Consider the following 20,792-nt stretch of genomic DNA (forward strand, 5'->3'; position numbering starts at 1 on the left):
CGCAGTTATGCAGCCGCGCACGTCCCCGCTTGATCGCACCCGATTGGTCGACCGCTCCAGCGCCTTTTTGGGCCGTGCTTGGTCCAAAGGCTGGTTGCCAGAACCAGCGATCGAAGCAGATGAGTTATGGGCCATCGCGGCCAAGAGCTTCGGCGATAGCGCGGAGGAAGCGGAAATTGCAGGGCGCCGTCCAGAAGACGTTGCCGATTTTCGGATCAGGCTTGAGAAACTCACAAAGAGCGTTGTTGCAGAAGCTGATCTGAACCCTTTGGGCCGCGCAATGGCTCACGGTCAGCTTGTCCGCGTGATCAAACAGCGCCTGCAATTCGGCGAATTGTGGTCGGCTAAGCCTGCGCTCACTGAAACCGCGCTCGCGCCGCCGATCATCATTATCGGTCACATGCGATCCGGCACCACCCGTGTGCACCGCCTGCTGGCCGCTGATCCGGCGCATTCCTCCACCCGATTTTGCGACAGCTGGCACCCTGTGCCGAGCAAGCTGCATGCGCGCCGCCTTTGGGGCGGTCTCAACCTCACGATTGCGCGGCGGCTCAACCCCTGGATTGATGCCCTGCATCCGATGAGTTCTGGCCGGGTGGAAGAGGAGCTCGGCTGGCTCGCTTGCGCGCTCAACCATTCCACCTATCAAACCCAGTGGCACATCCCGAGCTATAGCGCGTGGAGCGAAGCACGTGATGCAGGCCCGGTCTACCGCGAGTTTGCCCGCATCCTGCGCACTGACGCGGCGCACCGCAATATCGCGGACCGCCCACGGGTGATGAAAGTGCCGCAGTTCTCCGAGGATTTGCCGTCATTGCTGGCAGAGTTTCCGGAAGCCAGATTGGTCGTGGCGCAGCGCGACAGTGAGGACGTGCTGCGCAGTGCCGTCTCTATTGTCGCTAATCAAATGGCCATTCAATGCGACAATTGTGACCTCGATTGGATCGAGCAGGAATGGCAGCGCAAGCTCGACCTGCGCAATGCCCGGATGAAGGAAGCGCTTGAGCACTGGAATGGTCCGGTCGCGCACTTGCAATTTGCCGCGCTTGGCGATGATTGGGAGCGGGAAATCGCTCGGACCTATCAGGCGCTTGGCATTGAGCTATCCGGCGACGCGCTGCTCGCGATGCAGCGCGAAATGGCGAGCAATGAAGGCGGACATCACACGGCCCATGCCGATCAAATGGCTGCTTTCGCACAGGCCCCCAAGGACTAAACGCACAAAAAAGGCCGCCCCTCGCGGAGCAGCCCTCTTTGTTGAACCATTGCTAGCCGAGAATTAGCCGACGATTTCGTCTGCGCTGAAGAAGAAGTCGATTTCGATCTTCGCATTCTCGTCGCTGTCCGAACCATGGACGGTGTTTTCACCGATTGAGAGCGCGTGCTCCTTACGGATCGTGCCCGCGTCGGCTTCTGCTGGGTTGGTTGCGCCCATGATGTCGCGGTTGCGCTTCACGGCGTCTTCGCCTTCGAGAACCTGCACGACCACTGGTTCGCTCATCATGAACTCAACGAGTTCGCCGAAGAACGGACGCTCTGAGTGAACGGCGTAGAAGCCTTCAGCTTGCTCGCGGCTCATGTGGATGCGCTTGGATGCGACAACGCGAAGGCCAGCGCCTTCGAGCATTGCGGTGACCGCACCGGTCAGGTTGCGGCGGGTTGCGTCAGGTTTGATGATCGAAAAAGTGCGGGTAACCGCCATGATGAATATCCTTGATGTAAGAGCAGCCAGTTTTGGTCCGCTGAAAAGAGAGTGGGGTGAAAACTTCACAGTGTGATTTCTGGCGCGCGCCCTAGCCGCGCCGCAACGAAGCTGCAAGCCCGCTCTTACTAGTTGGGACTGCACTGCTGCGAGAATTAAGTTCAGTCGCCCGCCATCGCCGGATCAAACCCAACGAGCAGCTGCGCCATCGTAGCTTCAGCTTCGGGCGTTGCATTGAGCGTAATCGTGCGGCCTGTGCCGTCTCTACCGCCGAGAATTTGCGCGCCGTCGGTTTCCATCTCGAACTCAATCGGAATGCCTGCGTCCTCGGCCTGCTTGCGATAGAACGCTGCGACTTCTTCAGGGCTGTCCTGCGTCTCCATCACCAGCATCGAGCCATAGGTTTCCGCGTCTTTGAAATTGGTGTTGTTGAGCACAGCCGCGCCGGGATAGACCGAAAAGCCTTCCGCCAGCTCAACCGGAACATTTTCACCGGAGCGCACCGTCGAAGACCCTTTCTCCGTCTCGATTGTCATGCGCGCCTCGCCGGTCTCGGCATCAATTGCGTATTCGCCAGTGGTCTCTGCCTGATCGTCCGATGCGTCAGACCCGCAAGCGGACAGCAGCACAGTGATTGCGATTACCGAGCCGGAACGGCGCATAGTTGTCTCCTTTAAGTGCCGCGCACCATCTGCTGAGCGTGCGCTCAAAGCAAGCGCTCAGGCGACCTTCACCCATTTGCCATCGTCCTGACGGAAAAATGAACGCTCGAGTCCCTCTGCCCCATCGAGCGAGCGCCAAGTGGCCCGCGCGGCTTCGAGGCTGCTTTCATCAAACAGCAGAAACGCGCGCTCAAAACCGGCTGGATCGCGCCATTCGCCATCGGCAAACACAACGTGGCTGGCGCTGTTCGAGGTTTCGCATTTGTCCGACAGTAGGATGGGATGCTGATCCGCACCCGCGCCCGATGCTTCGCCATTGGCGAGGAAACTCTCTGGCCCAGCCTTCCACAGCCCGCGCGAAATTTCTTGGCGGCGCTGAGCATCCTCCGCCACCACCAACAGGCGCTCATCAGAGCCGAGCACGCGCCCAGCGATCAGCGCCACAACCTTTTCAACCGGGTCATGCGATAGCTGCCAAAAATCCACTTTCATGCGCGCACCTATTTGGCTTTCCTGCATCGCTCGGAGCAAAAGCGGACATTATCCCAGTCGCGCTCCCATTTCTTGCGCCACGTAAATGGGAGGCCGCAACTCGCGCAGATCTTGCTCGGCAGATCAGATTTCTTGCGCATTTTTGGGATGGGCTGCGCTCCTATCCCTCGAGGTTATCCGCGACAAACTGATCGATCAGGCGCGCGCCATAGCCAGTTGCGCCTTTATCCCAGCTGTGCCCGGGCTTGTCCGCCCAGACCATGCCGGCAATGTCGCAGTGCGCCCACGGCGTGCCCTTTTTGATAAAGCGGTGGAGGAATTGCGCCGCCGTGATCGAACCCGCGGGACGTGGGCCGACATTCTTGATGTCTGCAATCGGGCTGTCGATCAGCTTGTCGTAAGCCGGGCCAATCGGCATGCGCCACAGCTTGTCACCGCTGCTCTTGCCCGCTGCCAGCAGCTTGTCAGCCAGCGCATCGTCATTGGCGAAGACGCCGCCATGCTCGTGACCAAGCGAGATAATCATCGCCCCGGTCAAAGTCGCAAAATCGACGATTTGCGCAGGATTGTACTCTTCCTGCGCCCAATGCAGCGCATCGCACAGGACAAGACGACCTTCCGCGTCGGTGTTGATCACCTCAACCGTCTGACCGTTCATGGTGGTCACAACATCGCCCGGGCGCTGAGCCTTTCCATCGGGCATGTTCTCAACGAGGCCCAGCACGCCGATCACATTGGCTTTTGCCTTGCGGCTGACCAGAGACAACATGCCGCCAGCAACCGCGCCCGCACCGCCCATATCCCATTTCATGTCTTCCATGCCGCCCGGCGGCTTCAGCGAGATACCGCCGGTGTCGAAGGTCACGCCTTTGCCGACAAAGACGGTAGGCTTTTCGCCTTCTTTGCCACCATTCCAGCGGATAGCGAGAATGCGCAATTCGCGCTCTGAACCCTGGCCGACGCCAAGCAATGCGCCCATGCCGAGCTTGGTCATCTCGGCCTCGTCCAGAACGGTCAGTTCAGCGCCAGTGCCTGCAAAGGCCTCCTCACACAGAGCAACAAAGCTCTCTGGATAAACCACATTGGCAGGCTCCGCGACGAGCATACGGGTGAACTCGGTGCCCTTGGCCAGCGCCTCTGCCGCAACCCAGGCTGCCTCTGTGCCTTCAGGCGCATTGATAATTGTGACCTTTTTCAGGGTCGCTTTCTTTTCCTCCGCCAGCGTCGTGCGGTATTTGTCGTGCCGCCATGCGCGCAGCCGCGTCGCGAGCAGAACAGCGGCAGCCTCTTCGCCGGACAAATCCGCATGGCCCAGATCGAGCACCATTTCGGTCTCGCCCGAGGTCAGGTATTTCGCGACCAGCGCAGCGCCCGCGCGCTCGACATGCATGCGGCGCGCCTCGGCTGACGCTTCGCCCGCTCCGGACAGTGCAACACGGCGTAGCGCGCCATCATCCATCGCAAAGCCTTCAAAAACCTGGCCAGCCCGCCCAGCAAAACGAGCCGCATGTGCGCCATCAGCCAATGCTGCATCAAGGTCGCTAAGAGAATCGCCCTGATTAACAATGCGAGCAATCAAGCGAACATCGGATGGGGATTGGGCGCTGAATTCGATTTGCATAACAACTCCGGGTTGTGCCTCCGGCAAAAGCCGGAATTTGAGCCAGTTTGGCCGCCAAGCGAAAGCTATGGTCGACAGGTGGCGGAATGGCGATTGCGATTAGGCGTGAGCGGTGCGATAGGCAAGCCATGTCGGGAGGTTTCAGGTACGGCGCCCGCGCCGCAGCTTCAACACAGGTGGTATGCCGGATGCGTCCAGCAGCGATTGCTATGCTGCTGGCGGGCCCGTTGTCATTGTCTGCGCCATTGCTTGCCCAGACCATTCCACCGCCACAACCTAATCAGCCCGTCTCGGAAGCCGATTCATTGGAATCGCAGACCACCGAATCCGGTGATCGCATCGACTTTGAGGCCGATGAGCTCGCTTATGACAACACCGCCGACGTTGTTACCGCGCGCGGAAATGTCGTCTTGCGGAGCGAAGATCGTTCGGTCCGCGCTGACGAAGTGCGCTGGAACCGCAGTGCTGGCACAATCCTCGCCAACGGAAACGTGCGCTTGGTTGATGAAAGCGGCAACCAGCTGTTCACCGAAAGCGTCGAGTTAACCGACACTTTTGAAGCAGGCGCGATGGAGGACTTACTGCTGGCTTTAAGGGCTGGCGGACGTCTTGCCGCGCGATCTGGCGAGCGCGGAGATGATGGCACTATCGTACTGAGCGATGCGGCATACACGGCCTGCGCGCTGGCCGATCAGGAAGAATGCGCCAACAACCCGAGCTGGCGGATCACCGCTGACCGGGTGACCTATGATCCTGAGGATACGAGGGTCCGCTTCCGAGGCGCCGTACTTGAGCTATTCGGCGCGCGCATCCTTCCCCTGCCCGGTCTTGCGATCCGCACTGATGGCCAGCCAGTCTCCGGCTTTTTGGTGCCAGACGTACGCATCTCGCAGAGCAATGGCTTGGAGCTGTCGACCGAATACTACTGGCGGATCGACGAGAACAAGGATCTCACGCTGGGCGGGTTTGTTTACACCGACGTTGCGCCCATGGTGTCGGCGGAATGGCGTCACCTAACCGACAAAGGCGCATACCAAATCACCGGCTATGCGACGCATTCCCGCCGAATTGTGGGCAATGACGGAACGCTAGCCAGCTCCAGCGATCCGCGCGGCTACTTGGATGCGAATGGGAAATTCCAATTCTCGCCAGAGTGGAGCCTGACCGGGTCGATCCGGCTTGCCAGTGATCGCACCTTCCTGCGCCGCTACGACCTCAGCCGTGATGACCGGCTGCGCTCAACAATCAATCTGGAGCGGATCGACAACAATTCCTACCTCTCTATCGCCGGCTGGGCGACCCAGACTTTACGCATTGGCGCGGATCAAGGGCAGGTGCCTGTTGCTCTGCCAGCGATTGATTACCGCCGCCGGATTGCTGATCCGATTGCCGGGGGGGAGCTGGAATTGCAATTCAACTCTCTCAACCTGTTGCGCAAAGATGGACAAGACACGCAGCGCGCCTTTGCCGGAGCGCGGTGGGATTTGCGGCGGCTCACCAACCTTGGCCAAGTCGTCACGCTGAGCGCGCTTGCTCGCGGCGACGTTTATCACACCGATCAGACCTTGCTCACCACCACCGAGATTTATCGCGGAAACCCCGGTTGGACCGCGCGGGCCATCGCGATTGCAGCGGTTGATGTGGAATGGCCCTTCGTCGGCGAAGCCTTTGGTGGCACACAAGTGCTCAAACCGCGCGTCCAAGTGGTCGCGAGCCCGCCAATCCGCAATTTGGCCGTTCCCAATGAGGATTCGCGCGCAATTGATTTGGAGGACTCCAACCTCTTCGCGCTTAACCGCTTCCCCGGTTATGACCGCGTCGAAGACGGCGTTCGCGTAACTTGGGGTGTTGACTGGGAGCTGCAACGACCCGGTTGGCGGATCAAATCCACCATCGGCCAGTCTTACCGCTTTGATGCCGCGCGCGAAATCTTCCCGGATGGCACTGGCTTGTCAGAACGAGTCTCCGACTTTGTCGGACGCACCGAGGTTCGGTTCCGCGATTTTGTGAAGTTCACGCACCGCTACCGGCTGGATAAAGACAATTTTGCGATCCGCCGCAACGAGATCGACACGACCATCGGTAGCCAGCGCACTTATGTTGAGCTCGGCTATCTCAGGCTCGACCGCGACATTCAGGACCTAGAGGATTTGTTAGACCGCGAGGAGGCGCGCGCGGCGGTGCGCGTCGCGATCGACCGCAGATGGTCGGTGTTCGGGTCTGGCGTGTTCAACCTCACCAACGAAGACGAGGATCCTACCTTCTCGCCCGATGGGTTTGAACCGATCCGCACGCGGCTCGGCGTCGCCTATCAGGATGAGCAGCTGGAGTTTGGCCTAACCTGGCGGCGCGATTTCATCACCGCCGGCGACGCGGCACGCGGCAACACATTCCAACTGTTTTTCAGCCTTAGAAACCTTGGGTTTAGGTAAGCCCGTTGAGGAGTGCGCCGAAGCCGTTGGCACAGCGTGAAAAAGCCGCTATTCGGCCCAAATACGGGTGGACGCGGTGCTTGGCGCAAAACCGCGCTCAGCCATGGTTAAGCCATGAGCTGGCATTGAGCGAGGTAGATGGTTGCGCGGCATGCCTTATCAGGGTGTAAGCTGCGGAAACCAAAACACATTTAGATTACAATCGGGATTTACACGTGACACGCAAATTTTGGTCAAAACTCATCGCTCCGGCGGCTTTGGCAGGTCTTGCAGCAGCGCCGGCTACCCTGCTCGCGCAAGCCGCTGCACCAGCCAATCCGTTCGGCATCCCCGACAGCGTGACCATTTTTGGTAGCTCCAACCCAAATATGCGCACAGCGACCGCCATCGTGAACGACTTTGTCATAACCGGCACGGACATTGATCAGCGTGTGGCTTTGGTTACGGCAGCTGCCGAAAACCAAGTCTCAGAAGAAGAGCTCGCGCGTCTGCGCCGCCAGGTTCTGCGCAATCTGATCGATGAAACGCTGCAAATTCAGGAAGCAGCTAAGCTCGAACTGCCGGTTGATCCTGCCGAAGTGAACCAGACCTATGCGCAATTGGCCGCACAGAACTTTGGCCAAGACCCAAGCGCGATGGATACCTATCTGCGCAGCATCGGCTCCTCGCCTGCATCGTTGAAGCGTCAGATCACCGGCGAATTGGCGTGGCAACGGGTGCTCAGCCGCAACGTCACAGCGTTCATCAACGTCTCTGAGGAAGAAGCACGCGAAGTGCTGAAACGCCTTGAGGCGGATCGCGGCACAGATGAATATCGCCTCGGCGAGATTTACATGTCCGCCACCTCAGAAAATCGCGAAGCCGTGCGCCAGAACGCACAGCGGATTGTCGAGCAATTGCAACAAGGCGGCAGCTTTGTTGCTTATGCGCGCCAATATTCCGAAGCGACCACAGCCGTTGTGGGCGGCGACACTGGCTTCCTACGCCTTGGCACACTGCCCGGCCCAATGGCCGAAGCAGCGCAGCAAATGCAGCCCGGCCAGCTGGTTGGACCGCTCGAAATTCCAGGTGGCTTCACAATCATGTATCTGATTGAGAAGCGTCAGGTGCTGACCGCCGATCCATTGGAGGCGCTGCTCAGCCTCAAGCAAATCTCGATCACTTTTGAGCCGGGCACAACCGAAGAACAAGCCGCGGGCCGGGTCGAGCAATTCGGCACATTTGTCCAAGGCCTGCGCGGCTGTGCGGATGCAGAATCGGCGCGCGACGTTCTCGGCGCTTCGGTGGTTTCCAACGAGCAAATCCCTGCTCGCCAGCTGCCTCAACAATTGCAGAACATCATTCTCAACCTGCAAGTCGGCCAGTCTACACCGCCATTCGGTTCAATCACAGAGGGCGTGCGCGTCCTGATGCTGTGCGGCCGCGATGATCCGCAGGTTGCGGGCAGCCCGACCGTTCAATCGGTGATGAACCAGATTGAGGAAGAGCGCATCAACAAGCGTGCGCAGCGTTACCTGCGAGATCTGCGCAACGACGCCTTCATCGAATACAACTGAGCATAGCTTAGGTGGGTTCTGCTGCGCTTCCCCTCGCCGTGTCATTGGGCGATCCGGCGGGGATCGGGCCAGAACTGATTGCACATTGCTGGGCGCGCCGTGCGGAACGCGGCATTGCGCCGTTTTTCGTCGTTGGCGGCTTTGACGTCATTCGTGCTGCCGCCGAGACGGTGGGCGCGGACTGTCCAGTGATTGCCATCGGAGACACCTCCGAAGCTATCGAGGCGTTCTCGGAGGGCCTGCCCATTCTGGTCGGCGAGGATTGCGAATATCGCCCCTCCCAGCCGGACGAGGAAGGCGCCGCGCTCGCGATGCACTCGCTGGCCGAGGCCACGCGTATGGCCCTGCTCGGCAATGCCTCAGCTCTCGTAACGGCGCCCGTAGCAAAATCGCAATTGGCGAAGGTCGGATTTGATTTTCCCGGCCAGACCGAATTTCTTGCCGCTGTGTGCGGGCTCTCCCCCTATGATGCGGTCATGATGCTGGCCGGGCCGTCGCTGCGCACTGTGCCGCTGACGGTCCATATTCCTCTGAGTCAAGTTTCAACCACGCTGTCGTCTGAGTTGATCCAGCATAAAGCGCAAATCGTCGCCGCGGCATTGGCGCGCGATTTTGGCATTGCCAGCCCCCACTTGGCCGTCGCGGGGCTAAACCCTCACGCCGGTGAGGATGGCAAATTTGGCGATGAGGAAGCGCGCATTGTTACGCCGGCTATCGATGCCTTGCGTGAAAGCGGTGTCGATGTGAGCGGCCCGCATCCGGGCGACGCTTTGTTCACGCCGCGCGCCCGCGCTGGCTATGATGCGGCGCTGTGCATGTATCACGATCAGGCTCTGATCCCGCTAAAAGCGCTGGAATTTGATGAGGGTGTGAACGTCACCCTCGGCTTGCCGATCATTCGCACATCGCCCGATCATGGCACCGCATTTGATATTGCCGGCAAAGGTGTCGCAGACCCCGGCGCAATGATCGCGGCCATGCAAATGGCAGCGCAGTGCGCGGCGGCACGCAGCCCCAATGCCTGATCTCCCACCGCTTAGGGAGGTGATCGCGGCTCACGGGCTTAGCGCTTCCAAAAAACTCGGTCAGAACTTTCTGTTCGACGAGCAATTGCTGGACCGGATCGCGGCGATCCCCGGTGACCTGAGCGGTCAAAAAGTGCTAGAAATTGGCCCCGGACCTGGCGGGCTGACACGAGCACTGCTGCGCGCAGGCGCGAACGTGACGGCAATCGAGATGGATGATCGCTGCCTGCCAGCCCTCGCCGAGCTCAGCGATGCATTTCCGGGCAAGCTCAGCGTCATCCAAGGCGATGCGATGAAGCTTGATCACAATGAGATCATGGGCGGCGAGCCATATCACATCGCCTCTAATCTGCCCTACAATGTGGGCACTGCCTTGTTCGTAAACTGGCTGAACAGCGCGCAATGGCCCCCGCTTTGGCGCTCGCTCACTCTGATGTTTCAGCAAGAGGTTGCCCAGCGGATTGTGGCGTCCTCCAGCGGGTCGGCCTTTGGCCGCTTGGCCGTGCTCGCGCAGTGGCGATCCGAGGCAAAACTCGCGCTCAAGGTGCACCGCAGCGCGTTTACCCCGCCGCCCAAAGTGATGAGCGCAATTGTCCACGTTACGCCCACAGCCGCGCCTGAAGGTGTTGTACCGCGAACACTTGAACGCATCACAGAGGCAGCCTTCGGCCAGCGCCGCAAGATGCTGCGGCAAAGCCTCAAAGGCGTGCCGGGCGCGCTGGACGCTCTAGAGCAAGTTGGCATCGAACCAACACGCCGCGCCGAGACCTTGAGCGTTGATGAGTTTGTCGCCATTGCGAGGAAACTGGGCGGTCACGCTGGTTAATTTGGCGTAACCAAGCTTGCGAACATCTTAGAGGGATTTTGCGATCTATCACGCTGAGCAAGAGACCGTTACCGGACGAACCATCCGGACAGACAGGTAAGAAACGCCATGAGCTTTCTCGAAAAACGCCAGCAGGCGGCGCATAGTGATCAGCGCCGCTCGGGCCGCTTTGCCGTGGAAATTCCAGCGACATTTCGCACCACCAGCGGAGAGCGCGCGTGCCGTATGGCCAATATCTCCGACAATGGCGCGAAACTGGAAACCGACAATCCGCCAGCCACCGGCGTGTCCGGCATGCTGCTGCTCGGCTCTGAGGAAATTTATTGCACGGTCATCTGGTCAAACGACAATGCCTGCGGGATCGAGTTTGAGCGCAGCATTGGCGAGAATGCTCTTGTCCAGATCGCTGGAGAGCAGGTCAGAAACACCGGACCTGTGGCTCAGGCCTGCAACATCCAGATGGGCCGAAAGCGGGGCCGGCTGGTGACACACCACAGCTGACCGCGCTTTCACTGGCTGACCTCAGCCCGCCTTCTTTGCCAGCCGCCATTGATGCAACAGCGGCTCTGTGTATCCGCTAGGCTGCTCTACACCGTTGAAGATCAGCTCTTTCGCCGCGCTGAATGCCGCGCCATCTTCATTGCCAGTGAGCGGAACATAGGTGGGATCGCCCGCATTCTGCGTATCAACCTTGGCCGCCATGCGGGTCAGGCTGTCCATAACCTGATCCTGCGTCACGACCCCGTGGTGAAGCCAATTGGCGATATGCTGCGATGAAATGCGCAAGGTCGCGCGGTCTTCCATCAGGCCAACATCATTGATGTCCGGCACCTTGGAACAGCCCACACCAGCATCGATCCAACGCACAACATAGCCGAGCAGGCCCTGCGCATTGTTATCCAGCTCATCGCGAAGCTCTTCGTCAGACCAATTGGTGCCTTCCGCGAGGGGGATGCTCAGCAAGGTTTCAACCGGAGGAATCTCGCCCAGCCCTTGCTGGATCTCAAACACGTTTTCCTGATGATAATGCAGCGCGTGGAGTGTCGCAGCGGTGGGCGACGGGACCCAAGCGGTGTTTGCCCCTGCGCGCAAGTGGCCGATTTTCTCCTGCATCATCTGCCCCATCAGATCGGGTGCAGCCCACATGCCTTTGCCGATCTGAGCTTTGCCAGAGAGGCCGCAAGCAAGGCCAATCGCAACATTGCGCGCTTCATAGGCCGTGAGCCAATCAGAACCCTTCATTGCGCCTTTGCGCATCATCGGCCCAGCGCGCATGCTGGTGTGAATTTCGTCACCCGTCCGGTCGAGGAAGCCGGTGTTGATGAACACGATCCGCTCACGCACCGCGTGGATACAGGCAGCAAGGTTCGCGCTCGTCCGGCGTTCCTCGTCCATCACGCCGACCTTGATCGTGTGGCGCGGCAAGCCGAGCAAATCCTCCACTGCATTGAACAGATCATTGGTGAAGGCGCATTCTTCCGGCCCGTGCATCTTGGGCTTCACAATGTAGATCGAGCCGCATTTTGAATTGCCGTATTTCGCCTGGCCTTCGACATCGATCGTGCTGATTGCGCTGGTGAAGACGGCATCCATAATGCCTTCCGGTATTTCTCCGCCATCCGCCAGGCGGATCGCGGGATTGTTCATCAGGTGCCCGACATTGCGCACAAACATAAGGCTGCGCCCGGATAGGCTCTGCGCATTGCCATCGCGGTCGCTATAGAGCTTATCGCCAGAAAGCTTGCGAGTTAGCGTCTTGCCGCCTTTTTCAAAGCTCTCATGTAGGTCCCCGCGGATCACGCCCAGCCAATTGCGATAGGCAAGCAGCTTATCCTCGGCATCAACCGCCGCGACGGAATCTTCGCAATCGGCAATTGTCGTCAGTGCGGCTTCGACGTTGATGTCCGCAATGCCGGCCTTGTCCGTCTGGCCGACTGGAGAGGCGGCATCGAACACGACTTCGATATGCAGGCCGTTATTTTGGAACAGCAGGCCTTTCTCTGTTTTGCCGACATATTGGCTTTCATCCTGCAGCTTGCCGTCGTTCTCATCGGCCAGATCCGCCCAGCTTTGATCAACCAGCGGGAGCGCTTGATCCAGAAATGCGCGGCCACGAGCGATCACTGCATCACCGCGAGCTTTGTCATAACCACCAGACTTCGCAGGCGGCGCGTCGAGCGCATCCGTGCCGTAGAACGCGTCATACAAGCTGCCCCAGCGCGCATTGGCCGCGTTCAGCAGAAAACGCGCATTGAGGATCGGCACAACCAGCTGCGGCCCCGCCATAGTTGCGATTTCAGGATCGACGTTCTGCGTGCCAATTTTGAACGGGCTGGGTTCTGGGACGAGATAGCCAATCTCTTCGAGGAACGCCTTGTAAGCGCCCGCATCATGGGGCTGACCTTTGCGTGCATCGTGCCAAGCATCGATCTGAGATTGCAGCTGTTCACGTTTGGCGAGCAAATCCTCATTGCGCGGCGCGAACTCGGCCAGCAAATCGGCAAAACCCTGCCAAAAGGCGTCCACATCCCGGCCCAGCGGGGCAAGCACTTCGCTGTCCAAGAATGTCGCTAGCCGCTCATCCACAGACAGTCCGGCACGGGTAATCAAATTGCTCATAAGTCCTCTAACACTCCAATGCGCAGCGCAGCGGCCGCGAACAGATCAACATGGGTTCCTGGGGAGGAGGACGTCCCAGCCTATGGCCAAAGCCAATGCGGATTGCAACGGGCGAAAGCCTCACTTCAAAACCACTGCTTGGATGATAGCGTCTGCGCCGCTAGAGCAGTCAGCAATGACAAGCGAAATTCTTGAAAAATTTGATGCCGCTGCAATGCTCGCCCAGGTGCAAGACTGGTGCGCGATCAACACTGGCACCGGCAATATCGAAGGACTTGCGCAGCAGGCTAGCAAACTGGCCGACGCCTTCTCCGCCCTGCCCGGTGAAGTTGAGCTCATCGATCCAGCGCCCGTCACCGCCATTGCCGCTGATGGCAGTGAGTTTGAAAAGCCCAACGGCCAACATATGGTTCTGCGCGTTCGCCCACAGGCCAATGCTCGCATCTTGCTGACCGGACATATGGATACCGTCTTTCCCAAAGAGCACTCGTTTCAGAACCTGACTTGGCTGGAAGACGATGTGCTGAATGGTCCGGGTGTGGCCGACATGAAGGGCGGGATTTCCGTCATTCTCCATGCACTAACGGCATTTGAAACAATGTCGGGCTCTTCTGCGCTCGGCTATGATGTGATGATCAATTCCGATGAAGAAACGGGGTCTCTTGCAAGCGCCGCTTTGATTGCCGAGATGGCGCGGGGGAAGCTCGCCGCGCTCACTTTTGAACCCGCCGCATTGCCGGATGGCACATTGGCGCATGCGCGTGGCGGCACGGGCAATTACTCCATTATCGTCACCGGCAAATCAGCCCATGCGGGCCGCAATCCGCACGAGGGTCGCAATGCGATCGTTGCAGCGGCGGACTTGATCCTGCGGCTGAAGGCAATGGAGCGCGAAGACATCACCGTAAATCCTGCAAAGCTGGAAGGCGGAGCGGCCAATAATGTCGTGCCGGACCACGCCGTCTTGCGCTTCAACATTCGCCCCAAAAGCACAGAGGCAATGGAAGCCTTCGATAACAATCTCAATGCTTTGCTGCGCAGCATTGAGAGCGATCACGAAGTGTCTGCGCACCGACACGGCGGCGTAACACGCCCGCCCAAACCGGTTGATGATCAAGCGCAGCGACTATTCGATCTGGTGCAGAAATGCGGCGCACAATTAGGCCAGACAATCGCCTGGAAATCTACCGGCGGCGTGTGCGATGGCAACAACATTGCCGCCTGCGGCGTGCCTGTCGTGGACACCATGGGCGTGCGCGGCGGCAGCATCCACTCGCCAGATGAATTTCTTATCGTTTCGAGCCTGACAGAACGCGCCGCTCTGTCCGCTCTCGTTCTTTCTCGCATTGCTGCTGGAGACATGCATTGACCTTTCGCATGCGCGCATCGCGCACGTCCGATCTTGAGCATTTGTACGAAATGGCAAAGCTGACCGGCGGAGGGTTCACCAACCTGCCCGCTGACCGAGAAGCGCTGGCGGCCAAGCTCGAAACCTCTGCCAAAGCGTTCGCCAACACGGGCGACGAGCTGACCAATGAGACCTTCGTCTTGGTGCTCGAAAATGTCGCCACTGGCGCGGTGCGCGGGACCTGCCAATTGATGACGCAGGTCGGACAGCAATGGCCGTTCTATTCCTACCGCCTCAACACGCTGACTCAATACAGCCAGGAATTGGACCGCACAGTTCGCGCCGAAATGCTCAGCCTTGTGACCGATCTGGAAGGATCAAGCGAGGTTGGCGGATTGTTCCTCCATCCCAATGAGCGCGCAGGCGGGCTCGGCTTGCTGCTCGCGCGCAGCCGCTATTTGTTCATGGCGATGCACCGCAAACGCTTTGCCGACCGAGTACTGGCTGAGCTGCGCGGTATTATCGACGAGCGCGGCGGATCGCCATTTTGGGATGGCGTCGCCGGGCGCTTTTTCGGAATGGGCTTCCAAGAGGCGGACTATTTCAACGCCATCAACGGCAACCAATTTATCGCCGACCTGATGCCCAAACATCCGGTCTATGTCGCCATGCTCGACGATGAAGCGAAGAAAGTCATTGGCCTGCCTCACCCTACTGGCCGCGCGGCCATGCGGATGCTGGAGAAGGAAGGTTTTGCCTATGAGGGCTATGTCGACATTTTCGACGGCGGACCCAGTATGATAGCCAAGACCGATCAGGTGAAAAGCGTCGCCGGTTCAACCGCGGCAAAGATCGCGGGTGTCGAGAATACCGAAGGCGAGAAAGCCCTGATCGCGACCGGCTCGTTGAACGATTTTCGCGCGTGCTATGGTGTGCGCTCAGCCTCTGAAGATGGTTCAATCGAAATTGATTCCGTCGCCGCTGACACACTCGACGTAAGCACAGACGACACCGTGTGGAGCGTTGCTCGATGAACGGCCCAAACAGTAATCTGGTAGAGGTCAATTTCGACGGTATCGTCGGGCCTAGCCACAATTATGCCGGTCTATCCCTTGGCAATATCGCCAGCGCCAGCCACGGCGGCGATGTCTCTTACCCCCGCGCCGCAGCGCTCCAAGGCCTTGAGAAGATGCGCGGTAATCTCGCGCGGTTTGGGCATCAAGGCTTCCTGCTTCCCCTGCCCCGGCCAAACACTGATCTCACCCGGCAGTTGGCGGTGGATGAGGACACCCCGCGCCAGCTTCTCGCCGCGGCTTGGTCAGCATCCAGCATGTGGACGGCAAACGCTGCGACGGTTAGCCCAGCGCCAGATACCGCCGACGGCAAATGTCATCTGACACCCGCCAATCTCGTCACTATGCTGCACCGAGCGCAGGAATGGCCCGACACCAAACGCATGCTCGACATAGCCTTTGGCAACAGCGCGCATTTCGCCGTGCATGACGCGGTCCCGCCAAGCTTTGGCGATGAAGGCGCGGCTAATCATATGCGCCTATGCGAAGGGCATGGCAGGAACGGCGTAGAAGTGTTCGTCTATGGCAGACCCGGTGGCAAATTTCCCGCGCGTCAACACGAACAAGCAAGCCGCACTGTTGCCCGCCTCCACGGTTTGGACCCAGACGCCTGCGTCTTCATTGAGCAGAATTCAGCCGCGATCGAGGCGGGCGCGTTTCACAATGATGTTGTCGCCGTGGCGAACGAACATGTCCTGTTCACTCACACCGAGGCCTTCGCGGACCAGCAAGGAGCCTATGCAGCGATGCGCGCTGCCTTCCCCGCGCTTGAAGTGGTCGAAGTGCCGAGCAGCGCCGTCAGCCTGGCCGAGGCGATCCGCACCTATCTGTTCAACGCTCAGCTTGTAACGCAGCCTGGCGGCGGCATGGCTCTCATCGTGCCAGAAGAATGCCGCGAAAGCGCCAGCGTTCGGGCTTGGTGCGAGGATATGCTCGCCAGCAATGGGCCGATCCGCGAAGTTATTCCCGTCGATGTGCGCCAAAGCATGGCCAATGGCGGCGGCCCGGCCTGCCTGCGATTGCGCGTTGTATGCGATCCAGCGACCGTCGATCCACGCTTCCTCCTGTCCGAAAGCAAGGCCGACATGATGGCCGGTGTGATCGAAGCCAATTGGCCCGAGCAGATCGATCCAGCCGATATTGGCAGCGAAAACCTTGCGAGCTCGGTGATCGCCGCAAGAGCGGCACTGCTCACCGCGCTCGAACTCACAGAACTTGGTTAAACAAAGTTAACGCGCTTGGCGGCTGCGTCGGGCATGCTTACACTTCCTGCATCGTTAACCAATCAGCCGCGCAAAAAAGCGTTGCTGGCACAGCACTTGCACCCAAAAATGCGAAGTGTTTAACGGCGGAGAAACCATGCTGCGTAAGATCGGAAGGCTGTTTGTCATCAAGACAAGGTTCGAAGCCTTCGTGATCATTTACGCGCTCGCACTCGGCGCGACATCGCGCGGCGCAGCATATTTGCAGGAATACCCCGGATGGGGCGGCAAGCTGCTGTTCCTGGCAACCACCGGCGCGGTGTTCCTGGCCGGGGCGAAAATCCTCGACTGCCTGAAGTATGAGAAGGCTGAGCGGGAGCGAGCCAAGGTGGCGGAAAACGTCGAAGGCTGAACGGCCGGTTGCGACTCAATTGCGAAGGTTCACCCAAACTGTTTGGCGTGGAGGTAAAGGCTCAAGTCCCGCAGGTGCCGTCCCCAATAAATTTCGAACAGCAAGCGGAAGTGCCAATGCGCATCATCTGCGCCCAGCGCATCGTAGCGCCAAGAAATCTCGCGTAGGTCCCGCACAATGTCTACCAAGTCATCTATTGCATCGCCGACTTTTGGCTTCTCGTCCAGCACGGTAGTCGGCGATGCTGAGGCATAGTATCCCAACTCAGGAAACCTCGCGCCGACTTCAGAATATTTCGGTAGAAAGTCGGGCATTTCCGGTTCTGTATTCGCCGGGGAGCCCTCAGGACACGCATAGTAGGCTAGAGCCAGCCCGTCCAAGGACTGTGCAAGATGCTTATCTGACGGCGGCTCACCATCATTCACGAGCGTGATGAAAGCGCGGGCACGGGCGATAGTTGACGGCAAAGTCATTTTACCTGGGTATTTATGGGTTTGCGAAATGGCAAGGTGAAGCGGGGATCTGTTGCTAGGCGTCCGCGTCCTTGTTTGATGACGGGGGAGGACCGCCGGACAAACATGCGGTCGTTGCTCACTCCATAAATTATGGGTGGGGGGTTCTGTTGCTAGGCCCCCCCGGGCCCCCGGAATCCGCTTCTGTTGCCCGGTGGGTCCAACCGCGCTTTAGCTTTGTAAATTCAGGCCGTTAAGCCGTCACATTACGCTGCGATTGCGAGTGCTTCGTTATCGTTTGCACTTATAAAAATGAGCCTTTTACGGGGTTTCTCAACCCGGGCAAAAACTACGCCTTTCAACACACGTCGATCCTAGTTCGGCCCCGTCAAAAACCTCGTAAAAACCGAGAGTTATGGTGGAGCCGCCGGGTACTGCCCCCGGGTCCGTTGCATCTATTATACGCAGCAATTTATCGCCATATCCCGCAAAAACGGGCAGGACCTATATAGACCCTGCCCGCTTAATGTGAAGTGTATGCTTAGTTTGCGGCTAGGCAAGCTCGGGACCGAAGTCCCGAGCCTACCCAAACAACGACGCCCTATTTTTTCAGCGCGTCACGGATTTCCGTGAGCAGGTCGATCTCGCTTGGACCTTCCTCTTCCGCTGCCTCTTCTTGCTTTTCAAACTTCGCTTTTGCTTTTTCAGCGTAGCGAACCAGCAGGAAGATGATGAAGGCGAGGATCACGAAGTTGATCACCGCAGTGACGAACGCGCCCCATGCGAGAACATTGGCACCCGCCTCGCGCGCTGCTTCTAGGCTCATACCTGCGTCGACTTCGCCCGACAAAACGATGTATTTGTTGCTGAAATCAACATCACCGAAGATCAAGCCGACGATCGGCATGATCAGGTCAGAGGTCATCGATGCAACGATGACCGCAAATGCGCCTGCGATAATGACCGCAACGGCCAATTCCATGACGTTGCCTTTGGCGATAAAATCTTTGAATTCCGAAAACATATTATTTTCTCCCTAGACCCGGATTCAGTCGCTATTTCGCAGCAAATTCAGCCCTTGCCAAGCGCCCTGCGCCGTCAGTCCACTGCTTGAAAGCGAGCTTAGGTGTGCTATATCTATAGTACAGGACACACTCATTGATGGTGCGCGCGCCGATCTGGCTGCGCGAGGGAAAGGGACATTCATGAATTTTAGGAATATTCGCCGCTTTGCGCTGGTCGCGGCCGCTTCTTTGGGGCTCGCCGCATGCGGCATCAACTCGGTGCCCGCTGCTGAAGAAAATGCGAAGGCCAAATGGGCCGATGTTCAAAGCGCTTACCAGCGTCGTGCAGACCTCATTCCAAACTTGGTTTCTACAGTTGAAGCAGCGGCGGATTCCGAAGAGGCGATTCTCACTCAAGTGACTGAGGCTCGTGCTAAGGCCATGGGTATCACCATCACGACTGATGACCTGTCAGACCCAGAAGAGTTTGCGAAATTTCAAGAAGGTCAGAACCAGTTAACGCAAGCGCTTGGACAGTTCCGCTCAGTTGTCGAACAATACCCACAGCTAGAAAGCAACGCTCGTTTTGCAGACTTGATGGTCGCACTCGAGGGATCGGAAAACCGCATCGACAATGCGCGCACGAAGTATAACGAGTCAGTACGCCAATATAACACCACAATTCGCACTTTCCCCGATACAATCGGCGCAAACATCATCCACGGCGCAGAACCCATGGAATCCTTCACGGCACAGCCTGGTTCCGAGGCCGCGCCAGAGGTTAATTTCGGTAGCAACGATTGAGCGCGAACAACGATTTGTTCATGCTCCGATTTCTGAGATTTTGCGCGCTATTTTTTGCGTTTGTGGCGATCCCTGCCATGGCACAGGCATTGCCAGATCGTCCAAACGGCCCAATTCTCGATCAGGTCGACCTAATCCCAGCAACTGAGGAAGCGGTTCTTGATCAAAGGCTACGCAACTACACAGACCAGACCGGACGCTCCATCGTGGTAGCCATTGTCGCCTCATTGAATGGCGAACCGGTAGATGTGTACGCCAGAAACCTAGGAGAGAAATGGGGTGTCGGAGGAGCGGAAACAGAAGAAGGCGTAGTCCTCCTTATAGCTCCCAATGAACGTGAAATGTGGATAAGCACTGCGCGCGGCGTCCAAGATAGGCTGACCGATATTAGCAGCGGTCGGATCTATCGGGACACCTTGCGACCAGCTTTTCGTGCCGGAGATTTTGCCGGCGGAATAAACGCGGCAGTAGATCAAATGATTGAGCGTTTGAATATGACGCCAGCTCAGGCTGAAGCCATTGCCGAAGCTGAGGCCGCAGCCGACCGTGAGCGCCAATCGGGTGGCGGCTTTCCAGTGGGCGCATTGATATGGCTGGGCTTCATGTTCTTCTTCTTCGTCCTGCCCATTTTGCGAGGTCGCGGACGGCGCCGCAAATATCGCGCAAAAAAGGGCAAAGGCCCGTGGGGGCGGCGCAGTGATGAGCGTGATTGGGGCGACACTGTCGGCGACATCATCCTGTGGGAAGTTGGCAGCGCGATCGTTCGCGGGGCAATGAGCGGCGGCGATGACTGGGGCGGCGGAGGTGGCTTTGGCGGCGGCGGCTTTGGCGGCTTCGGCGGAGGCGGCGGCGGTTTTAATGGTGGCGGTGCCGGGGGAGGCTGGTAGATGTCGTATCTATCCGAAGCGCAGCACAAAATCATCTCGGATGCGGTTGGCGAAGCGGAGCTCACGACCTCCGGCGAGATCCTGACCGTCCTCGCGGACCGGTCCGACGGTTATTCCGACATCTCTTTGTTTTGGGCAGCCGCGCTGTCATTCACGGCGATGAGCCTGTTTGCCGCCCTGCCCCAGCCTTTCCTGGATTTCTGGGACACTCTGATTGGCGGATGGGGCCATGAATGGAGCACAGGCGAGCTGGCCAGCATGACAATCGCGCTCGGTCTCATCACATTTGTGGTCGCTTGGGCGGCGCAATTGTGGGATCCGCTGCGCTTTGCGCTGATCCCGGGGCCGGTCAAAACCGCACGTGTCCATGGCCAGGCGGTCAAACACTTCAAAGTCGGCGCAGAGGCCCGCACCCATGGCCACACCGGCATCCTCATCTACCTATCGATGCGCGAGCACCGCGCGGAAATCGTCGCAGACCAACCAATTGCCGAGAAGGTCTCGGCCGAAGTCTGGGGCGAGGCGATGGCCGATATGCTGGTTGAAATCAGACAGGGCCACATCGCCGAAGGCATGGCCGCTGGCGTGCGCGATGTTGGACAAGTGCTGTCCGAGCATTTTGAGCGCGCCGATGATGACGAGAACGAGCTTCCCGACCGCTTGATCGAAGTCTAA

At 58.7% G+C, this 20,792-nt stretch carries 21 protein-coding genes and 1 other RNA gene; 13 read left to right on the forward strand and 9 right to left on the reverse strand.

The features are described from left to right. The first annotated feature begins 7 nt into the window (after positions 1-7). A complete protein-coding gene (locus AC0V6V_RS03820) occupies positions 8-1,216 on the forward strand; it encodes a sulfotransferase family protein (protein ID WP_486164127.1) in 1,209 nt (402 codons plus the stop codon). Positions 1,217-1,279: 63 nt separating this feature from the next. Here the strand turns inward: AC0V6V_RS03820 and ndk are convergent, their stop codons facing one another. The 5 genes from ndk to AC0V6V_RS03845 all read right to left on the reverse strand — a co-directional run bounded on the left by ndk (position 1,280) and on the right by AC0V6V_RS03845 (position 4,477). After that, on the reverse strand, positions 1,280-1,702 hold the full coding sequence (ndk, locus tag AC0V6V_RS03825; RefSeq protein WP_486164128.1) for a nucleoside-diphosphate kinase: 423 nt from the start codon (positions 1,700-1,702) through the stop codon (positions 1,280-1,282). A 161-nt stretch (positions 1,703-1,863) separates the two neighbouring features. Beyond that, on the reverse strand, positions 1,864-2,364 hold the full coding sequence (locus tag AC0V6V_RS03830; RefSeq protein ID WP_486164129.1) for a hypothetical protein: 501 nt from the start codon (positions 2,362-2,364) through the stop codon (positions 1,864-1,866). Between the two features lie 57 nt (positions 2,365-2,421). Further along, entirely contained in the window at positions 2,422-2,856 is a 435-nt protein-coding gene (locus tag AC0V6V_RS03835) for a DNA polymerase III subunit chi (protein WP_486164130.1), read from the reverse strand. A gap of 8 nt (positions 2,857-2,864) precedes the next feature. Beyond that, entirely contained in the window at positions 2,865-2,996 is a 132-nt protein-coding gene (locus tag AC0V6V_RS03840) for a DUF2256 domain-containing protein (RefSeq protein ID WP_486164131.1), read from the reverse strand. Between the two features lie 20 nt (positions 2,997-3,016). Further along, entirely contained in the window at positions 3,017-4,477 is a 1,461-nt protein-coding gene (locus tag AC0V6V_RS03845) for a leucyl aminopeptidase (protein WP_486166209.1), read from the reverse strand. A 209-nt stretch (positions 4,478-4,686) separates the two neighbouring features. Between AC0V6V_RS03845 and AC0V6V_RS03850 the strand changes: the two genes are divergently transcribed. The 5 genes from AC0V6V_RS03850 to AC0V6V_RS03870 all read left to right on the forward strand — a co-directional run bounded on the left by AC0V6V_RS03850 (position 4,687) and on the right by AC0V6V_RS03870 (position 10,817). After that, positions 4,687-6,909, forward strand: a complete 2,223-nt coding sequence (locus AC0V6V_RS03850) for an LPS-assembly protein LptD (RefSeq protein WP_486166210.1) — start codon at positions 4,687-4,689, stop codon at positions 6,907-6,909. A gap of 215 nt (positions 6,910-7,124) precedes the next feature. Beyond that, on the forward strand, positions 7,125-8,465 hold the full coding sequence (locus AC0V6V_RS03855; RefSeq protein ID WP_486164133.1) for a peptidylprolyl isomerase: 1,341 nt from the start codon (positions 7,125-7,127) through the stop codon (positions 8,463-8,465). Positions 8,466-8,476: 11 nt separating this feature from the next. Next, entirely contained in the window at positions 8,477-9,490 is a 1,014-nt protein-coding gene (gene pdxA / locus AC0V6V_RS03860) for a 4-hydroxythreonine-4-phosphate dehydrogenase PdxA (protein WP_486166211.1), read from the forward strand. Then, a complete protein-coding gene (gene rsmA, locus AC0V6V_RS03865) occupies positions 9,483-10,316 on the forward strand; it encodes a 16S rRNA (adenine(1518)-N(6)/adenine(1519)-N(6))-dimethyltransferase RsmA (protein ID WP_486164135.1) in 834 nt (277 codons plus the stop codon). Before pdxA ends, rsmA begins: the two co-directional genes overlap by 8 nt. Positions 10,317-10,424: 108 nt before the next feature. Next, entirely contained in the window at positions 10,425-10,817 is a 393-nt protein-coding gene (locus tag AC0V6V_RS03870) for a PilZ domain-containing protein (RefSeq protein ID WP_486164136.1), read from the forward strand. Positions 10,818-10,838: 21 nt separating this feature from the next. Here the strand turns inward: AC0V6V_RS03870 and AC0V6V_RS03875 are convergent, their stop codons facing one another. Beyond that, on the reverse strand, positions 10,839-12,935 hold the full coding sequence (locus tag AC0V6V_RS03875; RefSeq protein ID WP_486164137.1) for a malate synthase G: 2,097 nt from the start codon (positions 12,933-12,935) through the stop codon (positions 10,839-10,841). Between the two features lie 175 nt (positions 12,936-13,110). On the opposite strand from AC0V6V_RS03875, the gene AC0V6V_RS03880 reads away from it, so the two are divergent. The 4 genes from AC0V6V_RS03880 to AC0V6V_RS03895 all read left to right on the forward strand — a co-directional run bounded on the left by AC0V6V_RS03880 (position 13,111) and on the right by AC0V6V_RS03895 (position 16,970). Next, entirely contained in the window at positions 13,111-14,304 is a 1,194-nt protein-coding gene (locus AC0V6V_RS03880; protein ID WP_486164138.1) for a hydrolase, read from the forward strand. Then, positions 14,301-15,317: an arginine N-succinyltransferase gene (locus AC0V6V_RS03885; protein WP_486164139.1), complete on the forward strand. Its 1,017-nt coding sequence runs from the start codon at positions 14,301-14,303 to the stop codon at positions 15,315-15,317. The genes AC0V6V_RS03880 and AC0V6V_RS03885 overlap by 4 nt, the downstream gene beginning before the upstream one ends. Continuing rightward, the gene (locus tag AC0V6V_RS03890; RefSeq protein WP_486164140.1) at positions 15,314-16,579 is read left to right on the forward strand and encodes an N-succinylarginine dihydrolase; all 1,266 of its coding nucleotides are present in this window, start codon (positions 15,314-15,316) and stop codon (positions 16,577-16,579) included. The genes AC0V6V_RS03885 and AC0V6V_RS03890 overlap by 4 nt, the downstream gene beginning before the upstream one ends. Positions 16,580-16,715: 136 nt before the next feature. Further along, positions 16,716-16,970, forward strand: a complete 255-nt coding sequence (locus AC0V6V_RS03895; protein ID WP_486164141.1) for a hypothetical protein — start codon at positions 16,716-16,718, stop codon at positions 16,968-16,970. A gap of 29 nt (positions 16,971-16,999) precedes the next feature. Here the strand turns inward: AC0V6V_RS03895 and AC0V6V_RS03900 are convergent, their stop codons facing one another. The 3 genes from AC0V6V_RS03900 to mscL form a co-directional block, all read right to left on the reverse strand. Beyond that, positions 17,000-17,443 (reverse strand): hypothetical protein, encoded by a 444-nt coding sequence (locus AC0V6V_RS03900; protein ID WP_486164142.1) that lies wholly within the window; start codon positions 17,441-17,443, stop codon positions 17,000-17,002. A 172-nt stretch (positions 17,444-17,615) separates the two neighbouring features. Further along, positions 17,616-17,959, reverse strand: a transfer-messenger RNA (tmRNA) gene (gene ssrA / locus AC0V6V_RS03905). Positions 17,960-18,023: 64 nt separating this feature from the next. Continuing rightward, positions 18,024-18,446: a large conductance mechanosensitive channel protein MscL gene (gene mscL, locus AC0V6V_RS03910; protein WP_486164143.1), complete on the reverse strand. Its 423-nt coding sequence runs from the start codon at positions 18,444-18,446 to the stop codon at positions 18,024-18,026. Positions 18,447-18,627: 181 nt separating this feature from the next. Between mscL and AC0V6V_RS03915 the strand changes: the two genes are divergently transcribed. From AC0V6V_RS03915 to AC0V6V_RS03925, 3 genes are all read left to right on the forward strand, one after another. Continuing rightward, a complete protein-coding gene (locus tag AC0V6V_RS03915; protein ID WP_486164144.1) occupies positions 18,628-19,230 on the forward strand; it encodes a LemA family protein in 603 nt (200 codons plus the stop codon). Between the two features lie 77 nt (positions 19,231-19,307). Continuing rightward, entirely contained in the window at positions 19,308-20,117 is an 810-nt protein-coding gene (locus tag AC0V6V_RS03920; protein ID WP_486164145.1) for a TPM domain-containing protein, read from the forward strand. Next, the gene (locus AC0V6V_RS03925; RefSeq protein WP_486164146.1) at positions 20,118-20,792 is read left to right on the forward strand and encodes a TPM domain-containing protein; all 675 of its coding nucleotides are present in this window, start codon (positions 20,118-20,120) and stop codon (positions 20,790-20,792) included.

The organism is Erythrobacter sp. S249 (genome assembly GCF_057364975.1).